Source organism: Pseudomonas sp. BN515 (genome assembly GCF_029873155.1).
GTDB lineage: Bacteria > Pseudomonadota > Gammaproteobacteria > Pseudomonadales > Pseudomonadaceae > Metapseudomonas.
The window spans coordinates 100,984-113,760 of the sequence record NZ_SSOH01000071.1 but is presented as its reverse complement, the minus strand read 5'-3'; the positions used below and the strand labels follow the sequence as shown (position 1 = coordinate 113,760).

The window sequence follows — 12,777 nt, the reverse complement described above, 5'->3', positions numbered from 1 at the left end:
CATTGGCGGGAAGTGAGCCTCAAATCAGGTTAGGCTCCATCTCCAACTCCACCCCGAACTTCGCTGCGATATCCGCCTGGATGCGGCGAGCCAGCTCATGGAGCTGGTTCCCGGTAGCCGAGCCATAGTTCACCAGCACCAATGCCTGCAGACGGTGCACGCCTGCATCGCCTTCGCGGAATCCCTTCCAGCCGGCACGCTCGATCAGCCAGCCGGCGGCCAGTTTCACCTGCCCGTCCGCCTGGGAATAGGCGACCAGATCGGAATGCTCGCCACGCAGGCGCTGGGCGAGGTCGGCATTGACCAGCGGGTTCTTGAAGAAGCTGCCGGCGTTGCCCAACTCGGCGGGGTCGGGCAGCTTTTCGCTACGAATGGCACAAATCGCGCGACTGACATCACTGGGAGTCGGCGCGTCGATACCCTCAGCCTGCAGGCGTTGGCGCACCGGGCCGTAGTCCAGATGCAGCTGCGCAGCGCGGCTCAGGTTGAAACGCACCCGCAGTATCAACCAACGACCAGCCTCGCGCTTGAACAGGCTGTCGCGGTAGGCGAACTGGCAGTCCTCAAGATCGAAATCACGCAGCTCGCCGGTTTCTCGATCCAGTGCGGTCAGCCCGGCGAACACGTCCTTCAGCTCGACGCCATAGGCCCCAATGTTCTGCATGGGGGCGGCACCCACGGTGCCGGGAATCAGACTGAGGTTCTCCAGCCCGCCCATGCCCTGTTCCAGGGTCCAGAGCACCAGCGGATGCCAGGGCTCGCCGGCCTCGGCCTCCAGAAGCACCTTCATGCCGTCGTCGGCCAGGACGCGAATACCACGGCTCGCCATGCGCAGCACTAGCGCATCCACATCGCGGGTCAGCAACAGGTTGCTGCCACCGCCGATCACCAGCAGCGGAAGACCGCGCCGGGCCGCCAAGGCGATGGCTTCACGCACCTCGGCGTCGTCATGGGCTTCGACGAACAGGCGCGCCTTCACGTCCACGCCAAAGGTGTTGTAGGGCTTGAGGGACAGGTTTTCGTGCAGGACCAGGTTCACAGGCGCCCCTTGATTTCCAGGATCAGCGCATCGCAGGCCTGCTCCACCAGGTCGAGTACCTGCTCGAAGCCTTCCTCGCCGCCGTAGTAGGGGTCCGGCACCTCATCCAGCGCCAGTTGGTAGCGGCGCAGGAACAGGTCGAGCTCGGCCGACGAACTGCCGGGACGCAGCCGGCGCAGATTGGACAGATTGCTCTCGTCCATTGCCAGGATCAGGTCGAAACGAGCGAAGTCTTCTGCAGCCACTTGCCTTGCGCGCAACTGCGAAAGGTCATAGCCGCGACGCTGTGCGGCCACGCGGGTGCGGGCGTCCGGCGCCTTGCCCACGTGCCAGTCACCGGTGCCGGCGGAGTCCACCTGCACCTGCTCGACCAATCCGGCTTCACGCAATTTGTGCCTGAGCACACCTTCAGCAGTGGGCGAACGGCAGATATTGCCGAGGCAAACGAACAGAACGCGCATCAAGCCCCCAGCAGGCGCCGGACGCGCTCGAGGTCTTCTGGAGTATCGACGCCCGTGGGCGGCGCTTCCAGGGCGTCAGCCACATGGATACGCACCCCGTGCCAGAGCGCACGCAGTTGCTCCAGGCACTCGGTGTTTTCCAACCAGCACGGTCCCCAGGTGACGAAGTCATGGAGGAAGCCCGCGCGGTAGGCGTAGATACCGATATGACGGCGATAAGGCACATCTGCCGGCAGCTGGTCACGGCTGACCGCAAAGGTATCGCGAGCCCAGGGCAGCGGTGCACGGCTGAAGGTCAGCGCCAGGCCATTGAGGTCGGCAACCACCTTCACCACGTTGGGATTGAACAGCGCCTGCACATCCTCGATTGGCTCGGCCAAGGTGGCGATGCCAGCTTCCGGGTGAGCGGCGAGGTTGGCAGCCACCTGATCGATGATGGCCGGCGGAATCAGCGGCTCGTCACCCTGCACGTTTACCACGATGGCGTCACTGGCCAGGCCAAGCTGGCTGGCCACTTCGGCCAGACGATCAGTGCCGGAATTGTGGTCCACGCGGGTCAGCAGCACCTCGGCGCCAAACGCTGCGCAGGCTTCGACGATGCGTGCATCGTCGGTAGCCACCACAACGCGCTGGGCCGCACTGCGCCGCGCCTGCTCCCACACGTGCTGGACCATCGGCTTGCCGGCGATGTCCTGCAGCGGCTTGCCAGGCAGGCGAGTCGAGGCGTAGCGGGCCGGAATGACGACGGTAAAAGCCTGGGTCATTTGTCCAGGCGCTCGTCGACATTCAAGGTACGGGCTTCACCTTCCAGCATCACCGGGATGCCATCGCGCACGGGGAAGGCCAGAGCATCGGCCTTGCAGATGAGCTCGCTCTTGTCGTCGGCCAGTTTCAGCGGGCCCTTGCACAGGGGGCAGGCGAGGATATCGAGGAGTTTCGGGTCCATGAGTGAATCCTTGAGACGGCAGCCCAAGGGCTACCTGGGTTAGAAGCGGTTAGGCAGCAGGCGGGCCAGCTGTCCGTCGAACCAGGCGACGAAGGCTGGAGACGGATCGGCATCGACCGCCAGGTACCACCAGTCGGCAGCGGCGAAAGCCCGGCACTTCACCGCATCCTTCTCGGTCATCAGCAACGGTAGCGACGGCGTGAAATCCAGGGCTTCCGGGCTATAGACCGCGTGATCGGCGAAGGGGTGCGGAATCGGGCGCCAGTTTAGCGCCTCCAGAGTCCTGAAGAAACGCTGGGGATTGCCGATGCCGGCCACCGCGTGCACGGCCTGGGCCGGCGGGAAATGCTCCAGCAACACGCGCTCGCCGCTCTTGAGGTTGACCAGCACGCTCGGCCGCAGCTTGAAGGCGAAGCCTTCGGCGGAATCGGCGTCAGCACCATTGCGCAGCACCGCGTCCACCGAAGCCAGGCGTTCCGGAGGCTCACGCAGGGGGCCGGCCGGCAGGCAGCGACGATTGCCGAGTCCGCGAGCCGCATCGATGAGCACCAGCTCCAGGTCGCGCCCCAGGCGGTAATGCTGCAGGCCGTCATCGCTGAGGATGAGGTCCAGCTCTTCCTGCTCCAACAGGGCCTTCACCGCGCGGGATCGGTCCGGATCGATCATCAGTGGAACGCCACTGCGCTGGACGATCAGCAGCGGCTCATCGCCTGCCAGTTCGGCGCCTTGCTCCGCACGCACCCGCCAGGGCAACTGCGGCGGTTTGGCGCCATAGCCACGACTGACCACGCCGACACGCAGCCCGCGCGCCCGGCAGTGTTCGATCAGCCAGAGAATCATCGGAGTCTTGCCGGTGCCGCCAACGGTGATGTTGCCGACAACGATCAGGGGGATGGGTGGGCGGTAGCTGTTGCCCTGCCCCGCGAGGAAGGTCGCGCGCTTGCGCTCGGCCACTCGGCGATAGAGCCACTCAAGCGGAGCAAGAAGACCCAGCGCCGGATGGCCCCGGTACCAGGCGTCCAGCAAACGGTCGGAGAAGGCCATCAGGGCTTCTTGGCCGGTTCGGACTCGATGGTGGTCATGCGCAGGTGGCTGAAGCCGAGTTTGCCGGCAGCGTCCATGGCGGTGATCACCGATTGGTGGGTGGTGCGGGCGTCGGCGGTGATCACCAGTGGCAGGCTGTTATCGCCTTCCGACTCGCGCCCCAGGGCCGAGATCAGCGTGGACAGGTCGCTTTTGACCAGGTTCTGGCCGTTGAGCGAGTACTGGCCATCGGCAGCGATGCTCAGCTCCAGGGTCTTCAGCTGGGTTTCTTCGGGCAGCGTGCCGCTCACCGCCTCAGGCAGCTCGATCTTCAACTGACTCGGTTTGCTGAAGGTGGTGGTCACCACGAAGAACAGCAACAGCACGAAGATCACGTCGATCAACGAAGTGAGGTTGAGGAACACCTCTTCGCGGGCGACATTGCCCGCCCTGCGGCGGAACTTCACGCTTTGGCTTCCTCTGCGAAGTCAACCTCGCGATCACCCTGGACCACTTCCACCAGTTTGATCGCTTCCTGCTCCATGGCTACAACCAGCTCGTCGACACGGCGCAGCAGGTAGCGGTGGAAGAATACCGCCGGGATGGCCACGATCAGGCCTGCCGCGGTGGTCACCAGGGCCTTGGCGATGCCGCCAGCGAGGACCGGCGCGTTGGCCATGCCGTTTTCCATGAAACCGCCGAAGATCTCGATCATCCCGAACACCGTACCCAGCAGACCGAGCAGCGGCGCCATGGCCGCGATGGTGCCGAGGGCGTTGAGGTAACGTTCCAGCTCATGGATCACGCGGCTGGCGGCTTCCTCGATGCACTCCTTCATGATCTCGCGACCATGCTTGGAGTTGGCCAGGCCCGCAGCCAGCACTTCACCCAGCGGCGAAGAGGCGCGTAGCTCCTTGAGCTTCTGGCTATTGAGCTGCTTGTCCTTGATCTGACGCCAGACCTGTCCAAGCAGGTGCGGCGGAGAAACCCGGCTGATGCGCAGGGTCCACAGGCGTTCAGCGATGATCGCGGTGGCGGCGATGGAACACAGAATGATCGGCAGCATCATCCAGCCACCGGCTTTGACCAACTCCCACACGGTAGGAAATCCCCTTCGGAAAAGTGGCGCCACTCTAGCATAGGGTCAGGCCCTCGCCGACCGCCGCCGTTCTCATTTTTCCCTCCAGAACACAGACTTTTCTCGCTCGACTTCCAGCTCGCCAAAAGCGCCAAGACGCAGCAACAGGTGGCCCTGTTCCGCCGTATCGTGGATTTCCGCCGGCAGCGCGCGAATTCGTGACACGACCAACGGATGCGGGTGGCCATAGGCATTCAGATGACCGCGGGAAACCAGCACCTTTTCCGGTTTCACGGCGCGCAGGAAAGCAGCACTGGAAGAAGTCCGGCTGCCATGGTGCCCGGCTATCAGCCAGCGCGCCGCGAGTGGCTGGCCGCTGGCGATCCAGGCCGCCTCCCCACGAACACCCAGATCGCCACTGAGCAGGATGCGCTCGCCGGCGGCTTCGACGGCCAGCACGCAAGAACTGTCATTGCTGTCGCCACCCGGCGGGGGCTGCCAGACCAGGAAATCCACGCCATCCCAGGACCATGCCGTGCCGGCCGTACAGGGCTCCGCCTCAAGACCCGACGCAAGGCGTTCGGGTTCGCCGCTGAGTGCCCGATCCACAGTCAATCCGCGCCGCACCGCCAGCGCCCCACCAGCGTGGTCGGAATCGGCATGACTGATCAGCATCAGGTCGAGCCGGGACACGCCAAGGCCGCGCAGGGTTGGCACCACCACCCGCTCGCCGATATCGAAGTCGCCACGGCGTGGACCGGCGTCATAGAGCAGCGCGTGCTCGCGAGTACGCACCAGCACCGAAAGCCCCTGCCCGACATCCAGCACACGCACCTCGGCCTGGCCGGGTTCGAGGCCCTGCTGCGGCGGGAAAAGCGCCGGCATCAGCAACGCCAGGCCGAGCGCGCGTAACGGCACGCCAGCCGGCGCTATCAGCAGCAGGACACCCAGCGCGCCCAGCAACCAGGCCCAGACCGGGAGCTGTACGGGAATCCACGCGGGCAGCTGCGTGGAGGTCCAGGCCAGCATCTGGAACAGGAGTTCCAGCGCACCTCCGGCCAGCCAGAGCAACGCTTCTCCCAGCCAGGGAACGCCCAGCGTGGCGGTTCCCAACAAGGCCAGCGGCAGCACTACCAGACTGATCCAGGGCACCGCCACCAGGTTGGCCAAGGGACCACTGAGGCTAATGGGCAACGCCAGGGCCAGCAGCATCGGCGCAAGGCCGAGGCCCATCACCCATTGGGCGCGCCACCAGGTCTTCCACCAGCGCCAGGCCCCCAACCGCCCGGCGAAAGTCAGGACCAAAATGGCCACAGCGCCGAAGGACAACCAGAAGCCGGGCTGCAGGACCACCAAGGACTCGACCACCAGCACGACGCAGAGTGCGACCAGCAATGGAGTGAGGACTCCCAGGTGGCGAAAGCGCAGACGCCAGATCAGGACCACGGCCAGCATCACACAGGCCCTTCTGACCGGGACGTCGAACCCCGCCAGGATTCCGTAACCGAGCCCACCGAGGAAGGCCATGGCGCACGCCCAGGGTAGCCAGGGCAAGCGCCTTGGCCAGAGCCCCAATCGAGCGAGAACCGCTACCAGGCCGTAGAGCACGCCGGCAAACAGAGTGATGTGCTGCCCGGAGATCACCATCAGGTGTGTGGTGCCGGTGTCCTGCAGCAGACGCCAGTCCCGATCCTGCAGGCCGGAGCCATCGCCCAGCACCAGCGCGGCGAGTCCGCCGGCCCGGTCCCATGCATCTACCTGAAGCAGACGCTGGCGCAACTGGTCGCGCCAGGCAACCGGACCGCTGGCCGGCAACAGGCGCTCACCAGTCTTTACCGAGCCGGTCGCACCGATGCGCCGCGCCAACAGCCAGGCTTCGAAGTCGAAAGTCGCCGGATTCACGACACCCCGCGGCCGCTTGAGGCGGACCGCCAGTCGCCAACGCTCTCCCGCCAGCACCTGCGGTCCGTCGTACCAGGACAGCCGCAGGCGCCTGGGCAGGTGTGCCCGTGACGCATGGATGTCTTCCAGCTCGAAACGCACCACGCCATCGGCCCTGCTTGGCAGGCCGACCACCCTCCCCTCCAGCCAGCGGACCTGACCGTCCAGCCGCAGCTCCAGTCGGTCGTCCAGCGCCCAATGGGCGCTAAGGCAGGCCCAGCCGAGCCCGAGCAGGAACAGCCCCACTCGCCAGGCCCGCGAACCGAGCAGCAGCAATCCGAGAATCAGCTGGAGATAGAGCCACCAGACAGGCGGCAGGATGGGCATCCAGCGCAATAGAAGGAGGCCGCCAGCAAAGGCGACCAGGCCCGAGACCATGGATATCCGACTCCCTTTCCTTGGGACGGGAAGCGCGGCGACGTCCTGTACCGCCCAGCGCCGGCCGATGCAACCCGCGCAAATCCCCTTACACTTGCCGACACAAACTGACCCGGCGATGTCATTTCCGGGTGTGCATAATACCCGGCGCTTTCGTCCGCCAGAGACCGCCCATGCCGCGTCGCATCTTCAAACGCTACATGCCGAATCCGGACACCATCAGGGACCACAAGTCCCTGCGTTTTCTCGGCACTCTGATCCACGATCCGAACCTCTGGCACCTCAATCGCCATTCGGTCGCCCGCGCCATGGCCATGGGCCTGTTCGCCGCGTTCGTACCGATTCCCATGCAGATGCTGCTGGCCGCCGGCCTGGCCATCATGGTGCGCGCCAACCTGCCCATCTCCGTGGGCCTTGTCTGGCTGACCAACCCCATCACCATGCCGCCGGTCTTCTACTGCACTTACAAGATGGGCGCCTGGATCATGCAGATATCTCCGCGCGCCCTCCCCGATGAACTGACCTGGGAATGGATCACCCAGGAACTTTCCACGCTCTGGCAGCCGTTTCTCCTAGGATCATTGGTCTGTGGCGTGCTGGTCGGGGCGCTCGCCTACATGCTGACGATGCTCTATTGGCGCTGGTGGGTCGGTCACAGCTGGCGCAAACGCCAGAAGGCGCGCCGGGAAGTCAGCCGCTGAACAGACTCACTGGCTGACTCGTCATTCAAACACCGGCGCGCATGGCGCACCCCACCCGTCGACTCAATCGCGCCAGAAAGAAAAACGCCGCATCAGATGCGGCGTTTTCATTTGCGCAGGGCAACCCGTTACTCGTAGCGCAGGGCTTCGGCTGGCTGGGTCTGGGCCGCGCGCCAGGCCGGGTAGATAGTGGCCAGGAAACTCAGGACCAACGCTGCCGTGCAGATCAGTACCACGTCACCCAGTTGCAGTTCGGAGGGCAGGTAGCTGACGAAGTAGACGTCGGAGCTGAAGATCTGCCTGCCGCTGGCGCGCTCAAGGGCGGCGATCCACTGGCTGACGTTGAGCGCGGTGATGATGCCCAGCACGGTACCGATCAGGGTGCCGACGAAGCCGATCACGCTGCCCTGTACCATGAACACCGCCATGATCTGCCTGGGCGTGGCCCCAAGGGTGCGGAGGATGGCAATATCTGCGCGCTTGTCGGCGACCACCATGATCAGGGTGGCAATGATGTTGAACGCCGCCACGGCCACGATCAGCAACAGAAGGAGGCCAATCATGGTCTTCTCCATCTTCATGGCGCTGAACAGGCTGCCCTGGGTATGGGTCCAGTCATCGGCGCGATAGCCCTGCCCCAGCTCGGCGACGATCTGCTTCGACACTTCAGGCGCCTGGAACAGTTCCTTCAGGGCGATGCGCACACTCTGCACCTGGCCTTCCGGCAGGCGCTGGATGACAGAGGCATCGGCGACGTTGATCAGCGCCAGGGTGCTATCCAGTTCGGCGCCGACCTTGAACACACCCACCACGTTGAAGCGCTGCATGCGCGGGGTGATGCCGCCCGGAGCGCTGCTCACCTCGGGGACGATGAGCGTCAGCTTGTCACCGACGTTGAGGCGGAAGCGGCGCGCGGTGATCTCGCCGATGACGATGCCGGACTCGCCCGGCTTCAGCGCATCCAGGTCACCCTGCACCATGTGCTTGCCGATAATGGAGACCTTGGTCTCTTCCCGGGGATCGATGCCGTTGATCTGAACCGGCTGCATCAAACCCTTGAACGAGAGCATGCCCTCCAGTTCGGCAAAGGGCACCGCCCCGACCACTTCCGGATGCTTCATCGCTGCGTCGGCCACGCGGCGCCAGTCATCCAGGGGCTGATCAGCACTCAGGGTGGCATGGGACACCATGCCGAGAATGCGCGAGCGCATTTCCTTCTGGAAGCCGTTCATCACCGAAAGCACCACGATCATGGCCAGCACGCCGAGCGCCAGGCCGATCATCGAGGTCAGCGAGATGAACGAGATGTAGTGGTTACGGCGCTTGGCGCGCGTATAGCGCGTGCCGATGAAGATCGGGAGAGGTCTGAACATCTCAGGCAGCCACCAGTCGGCCTTCTTCCAGGCGCAGCACCCGATCCATCTGGCGGGCCAGCTGCAGGTCATGGGTCACTACCAGGAAGGCTGTCTGCAGGGAACGGCTCAGCTCCTGCATCAGCTCCTGGATGCCGTGGGCGGTGTGCTGGTCAAGGTTGCCGGTGGGCTCGTCGAGCAGTACCAGCGCCGGGTTATTGACCAGCGCACGAGCGATGGCCACGCGCTGACGCTCGCCACCGGACAGTTCCGCCGGCTTGTGCGACAGGCGATGCCCAAGGCCCACGCGCTCCAGCAGCGCCGTGGCGCGCTGACGCGCTTCACCGATGGCGGTGCGGCCGATCAGCAGCGGCATGCAAACGTTCTCCAGGGCGGTGAACTCCGGCAGCAGGTGGTGGAACTGGTACACGAAGCCCAGGGCGCGATTGCGCAGCAGGCCGCGCGCGGTCTCGCTGAGGGCGGACAGCTCTTCGCCGGCCAGCCAGACGCTGCCCTTGCTCGGGGTATCCAGGCCGCCCAGCATGTTCAGCAGGGTGCTCTTGCCGGAGCCGGAGCTACCCACGATGGCCACTCGCTCGCCCGGGTTCAGCTCCAGTTCGACGCCGGCCAGCACCTCGACGGATTGCGGACCTTCCTCGTAGCTCTTGCCCAGGTTGCGGCAACTCAGGACTGCCTTGTTACTCATAGCGCAATGCCTCTGCTGGCTGGGTGCGCGCGGCACGCCAGGCGGGATAAAGGGTGGCGAGGAAGCTCAGGACCAGCGCGGCCGAGCAGACCATCACCACGTCCTCGGCCATCAGCTGGGATGGCAGGTAATCGATGAAATAAACGTCGGCGCTGAGGAATTTGTGTCCCAGCAGGCGCTCCAGCAGGGCGATGGCATCGCTCACATTGAGTGCGGCGAGAATGCCCAGCACCCCGCCGATGAGGGTACCGACGACCCCGATCACCGTGCCCTGGACCATGAAGATGCCCATGATCTGTCGAGGCGTGGCGCCCAGCGTGCGGAGAATGGCGATATCGCCGCGCTTGTCGGTGACCACCATCACCAGGGTGGAAATGATGTTGAAAGCAGCCACGGCGACGATCAGCAGCAGAAGCAGGCCGATCATGGCCTTCTCCATCTTGATCGCCTGGTAGAGGTTGCCGTGGGTACGGGTCCAGTCACGGGCGTAGAAATCCTCGCCCTTCAATTCGCCGGCGATCTGCCAGGCCACCTGGGGCGCCTGGAACAGGTCATCGAGCTTGAGGCGCAGGCCCTGCACCTGGTCCGGCTGCCAACGCTTCAGGCGGGCGACATCGGACAGGTTGGCGACGGCCAGGAAGCCGTCCAGCTCACCGGCACCGACATGGAAGATGCCGACCACGGTGAAGCGCTTCATGCGCGGGAAGACGCCGGCAGGGGTGACTGCCACTTCGGGCATCACGAAGGTGACCTTGTCGCCCATGCCCACGCCCAGTTTGGCGGCAGCACGGTCGCCGATGACGATGCCGAACTCGCCGGGTTTCAGGGCATCCAGGCTTCCCTGGCGGAAGAAGTCGCCGATGATGGAGACCTTGGACTCTTCCTGAGGGTCCACGGCATTGACCAGTACCTTCTGCACTTTGCCGTCGGCGGTCAGCAGGCCCTGGACCTGGGTGTAGGGCGCCACGGCCTTCACCTCGGAATGACGGGCGACACCTTCGGCCAGTTTGCGCCAGTCCTTGATGGGGACGGCGGATTCCACCGTGGCGTGGGGCACCATGCCCAGCACACGGGTGCGCATCTCATGGTCGAAGCCGTTCATGACCGACAGCACCAGGATCATCACCAGCACGCCGAGGGCCAGGCCGATCATGGAAGTCAGGGAAATGAAGGAGACGAAGTAGCTACGGCGCTTGGCGCGCGTGTAACGGGCGCCTATGTACAGGGACAGCGGTCTGAACATGGAAGTGGAGTTCGCTGGCGAAAGAAGGGACGTCCTTGTGGCGGGGCCTGGCGAGCAGCGTTTACACTCAAATTCTGTTCGTGATCTGTCGCGGCGCCCCGGGCGACGCAAACGGACTTGCGATAACGGAACAGCTCTTCGACCACCACTGCTGCCATGGGTTCGCCATGTCGACACGAGACGCGGATGACCGCCGCGAATACTACCGCATCGAAGATACGATCGCACTGGAATTTCACCCGCTGAAACAGGGCGAAACAGCTGATGCAAGCGGCGCCGACAGCGCTTCCCAGCTGTTCAGCCTGCTCAGCGAACTGCACCTGATGGACTTTGAATCCCAGCACTTGCTGCGGCATATCCATGAGCGCGATCGCACGTTGGCCGGCTACCTGAAGGTCATCAACAAACGCATCGACCTGCTCGGTCAGGCACTCGCCCAGAGTCTGCTGCGGGACATCGGCCCGGCGCGCCAGGTCACCCTCTCCGAGGGCGGCATCAGCTTCAGCAGTGCTCAGCCCCTGGAACCTGGCACCCACCTGGCGATCAAGATGGTACTGATGCCCCAGGCCCTCGGCATGCTGCTGCGTGCCGTGGTGGTCCATAGCCGGCCGCGCGAGGATGGCCAGTTCGAAATCGGCACCGAGTTCGAGGCGCTGACCGATGCCCAGCGCCAGCTGCTGGCACGGCACATTCTGCAGAAACAGGCCCAGCAGCGACGCCAGGCCCGTGAACGCTCCTCCCCTTCTTCCTGAGTCCCTCGCATGACGCGCCCCGGCCTGCTGCTGACCTGTCTCCTCTTCGCGCTGCCCGCTGGCGCTGAAACCATCGAAATCCCCGTCGGAGACCAGGGCGACCCGGGCCTTTCGCTGCCGGCGCGCGGTGAAAGCCAGAACGCCGTGCTGGAGCGCTTCGGCCTGCCCGACGAAGAACACCCTGCGGTCGGCAAGCCGCCCATCAGCCGCTGGGACTACCGCGAATTCTCGGTCTACTTCGAAAGCGGACGCGTCATCGACAGCGTTCGCCACCATCAACCCAGAGCACCAAGGGAATAAACGTGACCCTGATCTACGGCCATCGAGGCGCCAAGGGCGAATGCCCGGAAAACACCCTGGCCAGCTTTCGTCAATGCCTGTCACATGGCGTGAAGCGTTGCGAGCTGGACCTGCATCTGTCCCGTGACGGCGAGCTGATGGTGATCCACGACCCCAGCTTGAAGCGCACCACCGGCCGCCGCGGCAAGGTAGCGGAGCATGACTCCGAGGAACTGGTGACCTACGACGCCCGCCTGGGCGGTCCCGGTTGGCACCAGCCCTGCCCCATTCCACGCCTGGCGACCTTGTTCGAGCACTGCGACTTCGAGCACTGGCAATTGGAAGTGAAGAGCGCATCGCGGGTACGCGCCGCACGGACGGTGCTGGCGATCCAGGAACTGGCCGAGCGCCATGGCCTGATGGACAAGGTGACCGTCACCTCCAGCTCGCGGGAAGTGCTGCGCGCACTCAACCGCCTGACGCCGAAGCTGTCCCGTGGCCTGGTGGCCGAGTACGCCTGGCTCGACCCGCTCAAGGTGGCCAAGCATCACGGCTGCGACCTGCTGGCACTGAACTGGACCCTGTGCACGCCGGAACGCCTGCTGCGGGCGCAAAAGGAAGGGCTGCATGTATCGGTGTGGACGGTCAATGAACCAGCCCTGATGCGCCGCCTGGCGGACTTCGGCGTGGACAGCATCATCACCGACTTCCCCGGACTGGCCAGCACCACGGTCGGTATTCGCTGAAGTACCCGATCCATCCCGCCCCGTGGGAGATTCCATGTCAATCAGCCGTGGCTGTTGGCAACCCATCAAAGCAACGGCGAGTTCATTCGCCAATAGAACTGATCTCAAGCCAGCCTGAAACAGCCCTCACCC

Annotated in this window: 15 protein-coding genes; 4 read left to right on the top strand and 11 right to left on the bottom strand. The window is 64.6% G+C overall.

What is annotated here, in order from left to right; translation table 11 throughout:
* Positions 1-19: 19 nt before the first annotated feature.
* From murB to E8E91_RS17565, 8 genes are all read right to left on the bottom strand, one after another.
* Positions 20-1,039 (bottom strand): UDP-N-acetylmuramate dehydrogenase, encoded by a 1,020-nt coding sequence (gene murB / locus E8E91_RS17600; protein ID WP_280377324.1) that lies wholly within the window; start codon positions 1,037-1,039, stop codon positions 20-22.
* Positions 1,036-1,500, bottom strand: a complete 465-nt coding sequence (locus E8E91_RS17595; RefSeq protein WP_280377323.1) for a low molecular weight protein-tyrosine-phosphatase — start codon at positions 1,498-1,500, stop codon at positions 1,036-1,038. Before E8E91_RS17595 ends, murB begins: the two co-directional genes overlap by 4 nt.
* Positions 1,500-2,264, bottom strand: a complete 765-nt coding sequence (gene kdsB, locus E8E91_RS17590) for a 3-deoxy-manno-octulosonate cytidylyltransferase (protein ID WP_280377321.1) — start codon at positions 2,262-2,264, stop codon at positions 1,500-1,502. Before kdsB ends, E8E91_RS17595 begins: the two co-directional genes overlap by 1 nt.
* On the bottom strand, positions 2,261-2,446 hold the full coding sequence (locus E8E91_RS17585; RefSeq protein ID WP_077525327.1) for a Trm112 family protein: 186 nt from the start codon (positions 2,444-2,446) through the stop codon (positions 2,261-2,263). Before E8E91_RS17585 ends, kdsB begins: the two co-directional genes overlap by 4 nt.
* 39 nt (positions 2,447-2,485) lie before the next feature.
* Positions 2,486-3,490, bottom strand: a complete 1,005-nt coding sequence (gene lpxK / locus E8E91_RS17580; RefSeq protein ID WP_280377320.1) for a tetraacyldisaccharide 4'-kinase — start codon at positions 3,488-3,490, stop codon at positions 2,486-2,488.
* On the bottom strand, positions 3,490-3,936 hold the full coding sequence (locus tag E8E91_RS17575) for a biopolymer transporter ExbD (protein WP_280377318.1): 447 nt from the start codon (positions 3,934-3,936) through the stop codon (positions 3,490-3,492). The genes lpxK and E8E91_RS17575 overlap by 1 nt, the downstream gene beginning before the upstream one ends.
* Entirely contained in the window at positions 3,933-4,568 is a 636-nt protein-coding gene (locus E8E91_RS17570; RefSeq protein ID WP_280377316.1) for a MotA/TolQ/ExbB proton channel family protein, read from the bottom strand. Before E8E91_RS17570 ends, E8E91_RS17575 begins: the two co-directional genes overlap by 4 nt.
* A gap of 72 nt (positions 4,569-4,640) precedes the next feature.
* Positions 4,641-6,866: a DNA internalization-related competence protein ComEC/Rec2 gene (locus E8E91_RS17565; protein WP_280377314.1), complete on the bottom strand. Its 2,226-nt coding sequence runs from the start codon at positions 6,864-6,866 to the stop codon at positions 4,641-4,643.
* Positions 6,867-7,039: 173 nt separating this feature from the next.
* Here E8E91_RS17565 and E8E91_RS17560 point away from each other — a divergent pair, with 173 nt between their 5' ends.
* Positions 7,040-7,567, top strand: a complete 528-nt coding sequence (locus tag E8E91_RS17560; protein ID WP_280366132.1) for a DUF2062 domain-containing protein — start codon at positions 7,040-7,042, stop codon at positions 7,565-7,567.
* Positions 7,568-7,695: 128 nt separating this feature from the next.
* Here E8E91_RS17560 and E8E91_RS17555 read toward each other — a convergent pair whose 3' ends face one another.
* The 3 genes from E8E91_RS17555 to E8E91_RS17545 are packed head-to-tail and all read right to left on the bottom strand — an operon-like array spanning position 7,696 to position 10,868.
* Complete coding sequence (locus E8E91_RS17555; RefSeq protein ID WP_280377311.1) at positions 7,696-8,940, bottom strand: lipoprotein-releasing ABC transporter permease subunit; 1,245 nt, start codon at positions 8,938-8,940, stop codon at positions 7,696-7,698.
* Between the two features lies 1 nt (position 8,941).
* Positions 8,942-9,625 (bottom strand): lipoprotein-releasing ABC transporter ATP-binding protein LolD, encoded by a 684-nt coding sequence (gene lolD, locus E8E91_RS17550; RefSeq protein WP_151133036.1) that lies wholly within the window; start codon positions 9,623-9,625, stop codon positions 8,942-8,944.
* Positions 9,618-10,868, bottom strand: coding sequence for a lipoprotein-releasing ABC transporter permease subunit (locus E8E91_RS17545; protein ID WP_280377309.1), 1,251 nt, complete (start codon positions 10,866-10,868; stop codon positions 9,618-9,620). The genes lolD and E8E91_RS17545 overlap by 8 nt, the downstream gene beginning before the upstream one ends.
* A 167-nt stretch (positions 10,869-11,035) precedes the next feature.
* Between E8E91_RS17545 and E8E91_RS17540 the strand changes: the two genes are divergently transcribed.
* The 3 genes from E8E91_RS17540 to E8E91_RS17530 are packed head-to-tail and all read left to right on the top strand — an operon-like array spanning position 11,036 to position 12,645.
* Complete coding sequence (locus tag E8E91_RS17540) at positions 11,036-11,620, top strand: PilZ domain-containing protein (protein WP_280377307.1); 585 nt, start codon at positions 11,036-11,038, stop codon at positions 11,618-11,620.
* A gap of 9 nt (positions 11,621-11,629) precedes the next feature.
* On the top strand, positions 11,630-11,920 hold the full coding sequence (locus E8E91_RS17535) for a phosphodiesterase (protein ID WP_280377304.1): 291 nt from the start codon (positions 11,630-11,632) through the stop codon (positions 11,918-11,920).
* Positions 11,921-11,922: 2 nt separating this feature from the next.
* Positions 11,923-12,645: a glycerophosphodiester phosphodiesterase gene (locus tag E8E91_RS17530; RefSeq protein WP_151133032.1), complete on the top strand. Its 723-nt coding sequence runs from the start codon at positions 11,923-11,925 to the stop codon at positions 12,643-12,645.
* Positions 12,646-12,777 lie beyond the last annotated feature (132 nt).

Excerpts from the sequence above, each read along its gene's own strand:
- E8E91_RS17585 (WP_077525327.1), bottom strand. The coding sequence starts at position 2,446 with ATGGACCCGAAACTCCTCGATATCCTCGCCTGCCCCCTGTGCAAGGGC.
- lpxK (WP_280377320.1), bottom strand. The coding sequence starts at position 3,490 with ATGGCCTTCTCCGACCGTTTGCTGGACGCCTGGTACCGGGGCCATCCG.
- E8E91_RS17595 (WP_280377323.1), bottom strand. The coding sequence starts at position 1,500 with ATGCGCGTTCTGTTCGTTTGCCTCGGCAATATCTGCCGTTCGCCCACT.
- E8E91_RS17565 (WP_280377314.1), bottom strand. The coding sequence starts at position 6,866 with ATGGTCTCGGGCCTGGTCGCCTTTGCTGGCGGCCTCCTTCTATTGCGC.
- E8E91_RS17540 (WP_280377307.1), top strand. The coding sequence starts at position 11,036 with ATGTCGACACGAGACGCGGATGACCGCCGCGAATACTACCGCATCGAA.
- E8E91_RS17535 (WP_280377304.1), top strand. The coding sequence starts at position 11,630 with ATGACGCGCCCCGGCCTGCTGCTGACCTGTCTCCTCTTCGCGCTGCCC.
- E8E91_RS17560 (WP_280366132.1), top strand. The coding sequence starts at position 7,040 with ATGCCGCGTCGCATCTTCAAACGCTACATGCCGAATCCGGACACCATC.
- E8E91_RS17545 (WP_280377309.1), bottom strand. The coding sequence starts at position 10,868 with ATGTTCAGACCGCTGTCCCTGTACATAGGCGCCCGTTACACGCGCGCC.
- kdsB (WP_280377321.1), bottom strand. The coding sequence starts at position 2,264 with ATGACCCAGGCTTTTACCGTCGTCATTCCGGCCCGCTACGCCTCGACT.
- E8E91_RS17555 (WP_280377311.1), bottom strand. The coding sequence starts at position 8,940 with ATGTTCAGACCTCTCCCGATCTTCATCGGCACGCGCTATACGCGCGCC.
- lolD (WP_151133036.1), bottom strand. The coding sequence starts at position 9,625 with ATGAGTAACAAGGCAGTCCTGAGTTGCCGCAACCTGGGCAAGAGCTAC.